At 66.2% G+C, this 7,837-nt stretch carries 7 protein-coding genes; 5 read left to right on the plus strand and 2 right to left on the minus strand.

The features are described from left to right. Nucleotides 1–405 precede the first annotated feature (405 nt). Both HR086_RS20550 and HR086_RS20555 read left to right on the plus strand, forming a co-directional pair. A complete protein-coding gene (locus tag HR086_RS20550; protein ID WP_174466463.1) occupies nucleotides 406–1,563 on the plus strand; it encodes a serine/threonine-protein kinase in 1,158 nt (385 codons plus the stop codon). A gap of 6 nt (nucleotides 1,564–1,569) precedes the next feature. Then, entirely contained in the window at nucleotides 1,570–1,944 is a 375-nt protein-coding gene (locus HR086_RS20555; protein WP_174466464.1) for a hypothetical protein, read from the plus strand. A gap of 7 nt (nucleotides 1,945–1,951) precedes the next feature. Here HR086_RS20555 and HR086_RS20560 read toward each other — a convergent pair whose 3' ends face one another. Then, nucleotides 1,952–2,305, minus strand: a complete 354-nt coding sequence (locus HR086_RS20560; RefSeq protein WP_174466465.1) for a helix-turn-helix domain-containing protein — start codon at nucleotides 2,303–2,305, stop codon at nucleotides 1,952–1,954. Between the two features lie 53 nt (nucleotides 2,306–2,358). Beyond that, the gene (locus HR086_RS20565; protein ID WP_174466466.1) at nucleotides 2,359–2,724 is read right to left on the minus strand and encodes a helix-turn-helix domain-containing protein; all 366 of its coding nucleotides are present in this window, start codon (nucleotides 2,722–2,724) and stop codon (nucleotides 2,359–2,361) included. 199 nt (nucleotides 2,725–2,923) lie between these two features. Between HR086_RS20565 and HR086_RS20570 the strand changes: the two genes are divergently transcribed. The 3 genes from HR086_RS20570 to HR086_RS20580 all read left to right on the plus strand — a co-directional run. Next, entirely contained in the window at nucleotides 2,924–4,861 is a 1,938-nt protein-coding gene (locus tag HR086_RS20570; RefSeq protein WP_174466467.1) for a serine/threonine-protein kinase, read from the plus strand. Between the two features lie 70 nt (nucleotides 4,862–4,931). Beyond that, a complete protein-coding gene (locus tag HR086_RS20575; RefSeq protein ID WP_174466468.1) occupies nucleotides 4,932–5,846 on the plus strand; it encodes a DUF2381 family protein in 915 nt (304 codons plus the stop codon). A 652-nt stretch (nucleotides 5,847–6,498) separates the two neighbouring features. Next, a partial coding sequence (locus HR086_RS20580) for a hypothetical protein (protein WP_174466469.1) occupies nucleotides 6,499–7,837 on the plus strand: 1,339 nt, incomplete at its 3' end.

Genomic DNA, 7,837 nt, shown 5'->3' on the forward strand with positions numbered 1-7,837 from the left:
TGCTCCCGGCATGCAAAGGGAGGCATGGGAGTCCGTCTCCGGGCCTTCGACGCGGCAGGGCTCGCCGTTGGCACTGCTAGTTTCGCGCAGAGACGGCCGCTTTCGTGCTGCCGCTGGAGGTGATGCGGACCAGCCCAATGGCCGGTTGCGCGGGCACCCAAGGGGCCTTCGGCGGCTTCGGGAAAGCGGAGAGGGACGAAAGAGGTCGCGTGCCCTGCGGTTATCGGCTTCCCATTGTTGGCTGGGAATGGTACTTCAAAGGTGAAGTTTAGTGGACTTATAAGGTCACATCAGCAGCGCGGCCCCGCTGCCTTCTCTCACGGCTCTGCGCGCGCCCGGCGACCGCCCAAAGGGCTTCGTGTTGCCGTGACGTTGTCCCTCTCTTCCGTTGATGGAGTGTCACACATGGCCATTACCGCGGATGAAGTCAGCACTGAGGAGCTTCCGGGCCGCCAGCCCTCACGGGCGCTGCCCTTCAAACCCCACTTCCTCTTCAAGGTGGGGGAAGTCCGCTACGAAGTCCTTGAGGAACTGGAGAGGCGGCAGTCAGGAGAGGTGCTGCTGCTGGCCCAGCGCCGTGTGCGGAAGGAGGCGTTGGCGGGCCGCTGCTTCGTCCGCCGCCTGCCGAGTCCCAGCACCTATATGCGCAGGCAGAGGCTGGTGGAGGAAGTGCAGCTGGCCTTCCGCCTCCAGCACCCAGCCATTGCCCAGGTGCAGCACCTGGGGGTTTACGACGACGCGCCGCACGTCGTCATGGAGTACGTGCCCGGCCCTTCGGTTGAGACGCTGGTGACGGCGGGTGTGGTGCGCGGGCGCCCCACGTCCGAGGCCTTCGCCCTCTACGTCGGTGCGGAGTTGGCGGAGGCGCTGCACCACGCGCACACGTTGCAGGACGAGGACGGGCGCCCCCTGGGCGTTGTCCACCGCGACGTCAACCCTCGTCACGTCGTGGTGGGCCTGCACGGCGAGGTGAAGTTGATGAACTTCGGCGCGGCCTACTCGCTGCTGGTGGGGCGGGAGGAGTCTCCGGAGAGTCTCGTCCGGGGGGATGTGGCCTACGCGTCGCCGGAGTACGTCCAGCGTCAGCCCCTCACCCCTCGCTCGGACGTCTTCAGCCTGGGCGTGTTGCTGGTGGAGCTTCTCACCGGCAAGCACCTCTTCGACGTGGAGGCGGTGCCGCGCGCCCCCCAGGGCCAGCCGCCGCGAGTGGAGGGCATTCCGTCGTTACCCTTGAAGCAGATGCGGGCACTGCTCGCCACCCTCGGCCCGGCCTTCGTCGAGAAGGCGGTGGAGGCGCTGACGCCGGAAGTGAAGGCCATTCTCCACAAGGCCCTGCGCGCCAACCCGGAGGAGCGCTTCTCGTCCGCAGCGGAGGTGCGTGACGCGCTACGTGCGGCCCAGGCCCTGCGAGGCCAGTCCTATGGCAGGCCGGAGGCCGCGGAGGAGGCGGCGCGGGTGCTGGTTGAGGGCGGAAGCATGCGCGACAAGGTGGAGTTCGGCGAGGCGGGCCTCTACCCGGAAGGGTTGGACGCGCATGAGTTGGCGGCCCTGGAAGAGGAGTAGCCCGCCATGTTGTGTCTGCGCGTTTCCCTCAATGGCCGGCACCTCACCACGGCAGGACTCCCCGGGTTTGGCGTTGTCACGGCGATGCTGCATTGGGCGCACTTCGAAGAGGCGGAGCTGCGGCACGTGTCCGACGTGACGCTCAGCGTTGGCGGCTCGGAGGGGGAGTCGCTTCTGGGGTGGCATGACGGCCCAGTGCGCCCTGGGGACACCGTCACCATTGAGGTGTGCGAGGCGGCCCTGGCCGACGTCCCTCACCGCACGCCCCTGTCGAAAGAGGACGGGACGAATGAGGTGTCACGACTCCAGCGCGAGTTGCAGCGACTGGAATCGCGACTGTCCGAGGTGCGCGAGGCGTTGTGGCTGCGTGGCGCCGGCTAGCGGCCCTTCATTTCGCCAGCACGGTGGCCATGTGGAGAAGGGCATCCAACTGCGCCTCGTCCAGCTTGCGAGCCACGTACAGCAGCCGGCGCAGGGAGGGGGCGTCGTCCTCCGTTGTGCGAGGCCCCTTCCCCGCATGGGCTGCCTCCGTGAGGCCAAGCAGCTCCTCCGGGGACACCTTCAACTCGGTGCACAGCCGGTACAGGGTGGGGACGCTGGGCAGCATCTGCCCGCGCTCCAGGCGACTGTACACGGGGGGCACCAGCCCCACGCGCTCGGCGACTTCGGCTTGGGTAAGCCCCAGCTGCTCTCGGGCAACTCGGGCTGTCGTGCCAATGGTAACGGCCAATTCCTGATTCATGAGGTGAGGCGCAGTGTACCTGAGAAGGACTCCCCCCAGGCAGCTGGTAGCCGTCACCGCAGGGCGGGGAGTAGATGCAGCAGGGCCTTCACCTGGCGCTCCTCCAGTTTGCGGACTTGCTGCACCAGCTGACGCACGGAGGGCGAGTCGGGCGGAGGCGTTGGGCGGCGGACGTGGCCCATGAGGACGTCTGGTGAGGTGTCGAGCGCCGTGGCGAGTTGGTGCAACGTGCGGACGCTGGGCAACATTCGTCCGCGCTCCAGTCGACTGTAGACCTCCGTGACAAGTCCCACCTTCTTGGCGACGTCGGCCTGGGTGAGAGACAGGCGCTGCCGCGCCACCCGGGCGTTGGTGCCAATGGTGCTCGCGAGGGTGGGTGGCTGCTCGTCCTGGGGGCTGTCTGGCGATGGGGCGGGCATGGGAGTGTCGTGGTGCGAGGAGGTGTCATTCCAATGTATGAGGTAATGCACGCGGTTTGCAATCTGGCGGGTAGTCAAGGCGTCTGAAGGAGAGGACTGCTCTTCCAGGTTTTGGTAGCGTGGTGCCACTGCCGGGAGGGCGAAGCCGCATGCGGCCAGGTGCAGTCTTTCAGTCCGCATTGCACGGGTGGGGGGAGCCATGAGGGACGACGGTCCCCCGGCTGTCCTGTCCCACGGGGACGTGGTGGTGGGTTACACGGTGGAGCGGCAGCTGGGACGCGGGGGCTTCGGTACCGTGTACCGCGCGACGTGCGAGGGCCAGTCTTCCGCGTTGAAGTTGCTGCACCTGCCTCGCGCGGGCGGGCGAGTGGAGAGGGAAGTCTCCATTCTCCTGCGTCTGCGGCACCCCAACGTCGTGGGAATTCGTGGCTTCGGGTACTGGCCCGCGGCGGCGCCAGAGTTTGCTGTCATCGCCATGGAGTACGTGGAGGGGCGGCAGTTGGACGCGTGGGCGAAGGAGGAGAACCCCTCCGCGCGGCAGGTGCTGAGGGTGGTGTTGGACGTGGCGCGAGCGCTGGCGGCCACCCACGAGGCTGACGTGGTGCACCGGGACGTGAAGGAGGCCAACGTCATGGTGCGTGCCTCGGACGGCCTGGCGGTGCTGGTGGACTACGGCGTCGGGGACTACGAGGGTGCCCCTGGCGTCACCCTCTCCATTCTGCCTCCAGGGACGCCCGAGTACCGCCCTCCCGAGGCCTGGCTGTACCTCGAGGCGCACTCCGGCGTGCGGGGGGCCCGCTACATCCCCAGCCCAGCGGACGACTTGTGGGCGTTGGGCGTTGTCCTCTACCACCTGCTCACTGCGAGAGTGCCCTTCGAGGCGGAGGATGACCAGGCCTTCATCAACGCCGTCATCTCCCATGCGCCGGTGCCACCGCAGGAGGTGAATGAGCGCGTGCCGCAGCCCTTGAGCGACGTATGCACTCGCCTCTTGGAGAAGGACCCGACTGCCCGTTACCCGGACGCGCTGGCGCTGTGCGGGGCGCTGGAGGAGGCACGCGCGGGGGCAGACAACACGTGGGACGTCCCCCTCTGCGACACGTATGGCCCGGACACAGCCACGACGGAAGGAGACCTCGACGAGTTGGCGAAGTGGGTGAATGACCCGCTGCACCGGCCTCGTCGTGGCAAGAGGCCCAAGCCCGCTGCCGCCGAGGCCGTTGCCGAACAGGACGCCGAGGTTGGTCTCGATGGCTTGGTCCTGCCTCACGCTGATGGACTCAGAGGCGATGAATTCCCCGAGCGACCTGCGGAGGTGTTTCCTTGGACCGAAGTGAAGGAGCGTCCACGTCCTCCGGCCCTTCGCGGCAAACGATGGACGACCGTCGGGATGGGGATTCTGGGGGTTGCAGTAGTCGCGGTGCTTCTCTGGGGCGAGAGAGATGCGCCCAAGAGGGGAGTGCAGACCGGCCCGCTGCGCCAGGAAGTAGCGAGCTACGCAAAGAAACCTCAAGCTGACCAAGCCGCAGCTCCCACCGGGCCGGAGGCAACACCTGCGGCCGTCGCTTCCCCCGCGACGCTCCCCGAGGTTTCTGCCACCGTGGCCAACGTTATGATGAAGAAGACTGAGAGTGCGCCGCCCTCACAGCAGTCCCCACCGAAGGGTACGGATAGCATCCGCAAGGTGATGACGGCCGCCGCCGTCTGCACGGCGCTCGCGTGCTCAGGACCGCAGGTGCGCCCACCGCCCGAGCCCGAGCCATGTCCGGATGGGGCTGTCGAGGCCATGGAGAATCTCGGCATCGATGTAGGGGACCACCACGGGGCAACCTTTCCCATCAAGGGCGATACGAGGGTCATCTCAGTGCGAGAAGGCGCCACCCAGATCCGCTTGCTGGGGCGCTGGGGGAAGCTGCCGGGCGATACAATCCTGTCCGGGCGGCTCATCGCGAGTGACCGTGTGTTTGGCCGGCTGACCCGGGCACGTACGCGGAGTGGCGAAAATTTCCCTATGTGTTTGGAGTTGCATGATACCGGGCTGAATCGTGGCCTTGAGTTGGAATCAGGTAAGAGTGACTCCGGTGGAGTCCGCGTCTTTTCTTCTGTTGATGTGAAGGCCGTCCGTGAGTTTGAGTGAGGCGTCTCCGCCGAGCTAACGAGTCTCGGTTTTGAGCGCTGGCGCTGGTTCGACCAGGAGTATCAACCGCGTGCCTCTATCCGCATTGGCCGTCCTTTTATTCCTACTGCTCTTCGGTGGGGAGGTTCGAGCCCAATTCTCTCCTACGTCCACTGGGATGGGGGCCCGCCGCGTTGAACTGGCGCCAGAGGAGCCACCGAAAGCGATTGAGGTGGCAATAAGCCCTGGCCTCTCCTCCGCGCTTTTCTTTGATTCGGAACTGGTGCAAGAGAGCGTGGATTTCGAGGGGCGTGACCGATTCTCTTTGGTAGATATAGGACGCACCACCATTCGACTCATTCCCTCTGAACGAATCAGCTCCGGAGAACGGCTACGGTTGATCGTGCGGTTTCGGGACGAATCAGCACCCGCGAGTGCAACGTTCTTACTGGTGATGCACCCTGCCAAGGCGGAGTTGGTCGTCGAGGTGTACCGCCAGAAGAGAGGGGTGGAATCGTACAGGGAAGAGGCCCGGGAAGCCCGGGCAGAGGCCCATCGATATCGCGAGGAGCTTGCGCGGCTACGAGCCGAGCGCAATTCCCCTGGTGGGTTAGCAGGCCTCATCTCGACAGGTGCAATGAATCCGCATGGCGTAGAGGGGCGAGACCTGCTCAAGGCCATTACTCAAGCGGCAGGCAGCCCATTGGCAGTGCGCAACGCATACGGCTACCGCTCCGCACGACGAGTGGCAGTGGAGGTGGGGCTGGACTTCCCAGAGGGCGCAAGGCCTTGGACTGCAAGAGATGCGACCCTCAGAGGAAAATCGGGTGAAGAACTGAAGATCTTGCAGGTGTGGCAAGATACCCCTGTTCCTTCGGAAAAGTTCATTCGCGTAGTCATTGAAGCAGAGGCCACGGCGGATGCTGCCCGCGGCATCTTCACACTCAAACTGTGGGAAGCGAACGGCCCCCGTACTGTGACCCTGGGCAACGTGACCTTCCCATGACCCCCATAGCGCGAAAGTAGTTGGCACGGTGCCTTCTCGACGGCTTTCCCCGTTTGGGGGCTTGTAGGGATTGTTCCTTTAGGGTTCAATCGATTGTACCTTTTAGGTGCAGTCATGAATGGCCCTGGAGAGCGATATGTCCCTCACTGTACTGGGGTGTGCGCAAGTGGCCGCACGCTTCCTTGGTTGTTGCAGGTACGGCGGAGAGCGCCCGGAAGGCGACGCGCCTGAGCCACCTTCCTAACTCCGTATCGAATCGGGCGTTGGGCTTTGGCGCTGCGCAGAGGGTCTCCTGTACCGCCACGTGAGGCGCGTGCTGATGGTCGTCGTGCGCCGAGTCGCCGTCTGCGCTTCGTCGGGCTGCGTTCCTGACGGACGCTGAGGAGCCCTTCCTCAGTCATTCCTATTCATTCGATTGGAGTCATGACGGAGCCAAGCCTGCCTGGCGCCGTGGCGTGACACGTCTGTCTGCTGTTGGGACGGAGCCGGGCTTCCTGGCGCCGTGACGTGACACGTCTGCCCATGGCTTGGCCCATCGGCCTGCCGGCGACTCCCGCAGTGCAATGCATTCACCCGCAGCCCGGCGCCCTGCCGGACTGAACGGAAGCCTCTGTCCATTGCCCCGCCCCTGGGGCCTTCACAGGAGACGTCGATGTTCATGCGCTGGGCCGTCGTGTTGCTGTTGGTGTTACCCGGAGTGGGGTGGGCGGAGGAGACTGCCTATGAAGACGACCTGGCGAAGGTCGAGGAAGACACCGTCCTCCTTGAGCCAGAGGTGGACGAGCAGCTCGAGCCCTCCATGGACGAGGGTGACGCCCTGGTCGAGGAGGAGCCGGCCTCGCCTAGCTCGGGCTCTGGCTGGGCGAACCGGCTGAGCCTGGAGACCACGACGTGCATGCTGCTGCCCCGGAGAGGGGCGGGGACGGATGAAGGCTTCTTGCAGGTCCACCCGCGGCTGGAACTCGTCAAGCCGGGCATCCTCCAGCTCGACCTGGGTGCTCCGGTGCGCCTGCGCATGTGGGGCGGAGAGGAGGGCGCCAGTCTGGTGCGGAAGGAGGACTGGGACGAGCTCTCCGACTGGGGCCAGGTGGTGCAGAACCTGATGGTGGGCGGCGACGCACCGAACTTCGTGTGGGTGGGTGCCCTCGAATCGTACACTCTGCTGTCCGGGCACTTGGTGCGCCGCTACAACAACCGCGGCAACCCCAACTACAACCCAGCCGGCGCGGTGGTGACGGGAATGCTGAGGCCCCTGTACGTCGAGGCCTTCGCCTCGGATGTGCTGGGCGCGCGGCTGATGGGGGCGGAAGTCGTGCTGGACGTGCAGCACATCCTCATGGGCCGCCAGCCGTACCCCATGAAGTACGCCCTGTCGCTGTCTGCGGTGCATGACTGGGGCAAGGCGGGAGGGACGTCGGAGCCGATGACGCTGTCCCACCTCGACGGGACGGCCATCCTCGTGAGCCGCCGCAACGGGCAACGCGGCTTCGAGCTGCAGGCGAACGCGGGCTGGGGCGGGCGCCCCGGAGAAGGCGGCGCATGGGGCGCGGCGGCAGGGCTGGGTGCGGAGTACATGTCCCCGACGGTGGACATGCGCGCGCGCCTGGAGGGCCGCCTTCAGCGTGGAGGATTCCGTCAGGGTGCCTTCGGCCCGGACTACGAACTGGCGCGCTTCCAGGTGGCGGGCCCGACTGCCGTGCCGCAGGCGGACGCGCCCTTCCCGGACGGGTATTCGGCCCACGGCGAGGTGATTCTCAACTGGGACGCGGAGAGCCTGGGCGTGCTGGGGCAGCGCCACTTCCGCCTGTCGATGGGCGCCGAGGTGTTCAATTGGGGCCGGGTGGACGTGGACGGCCGGCTGGAGACGCAGCTCTTCCACCGCAACCTCTCGGTGGGGGTGGGCGGCCTGGCGGTGGGCGCGGGCCAGCCGGGAGCGCGCTACCTCGCCTCGGGTGACGCGCGGTGGCGTTTCCTGGGCGGGAAGCTGTACG

Origin of the sequence: Myxococcus sp. CA039A, from assembly GCF_013336645.1 — a bacterium.
Classification (GTDB): Bacteria; Myxococcota; Myxococcia; order Myxococcales; family Myxococcaceae; genus Myxococcus; species Myxococcus llanfairpwllgwyngyllgogerychwyrndrobwllllantysiliogogogochensis.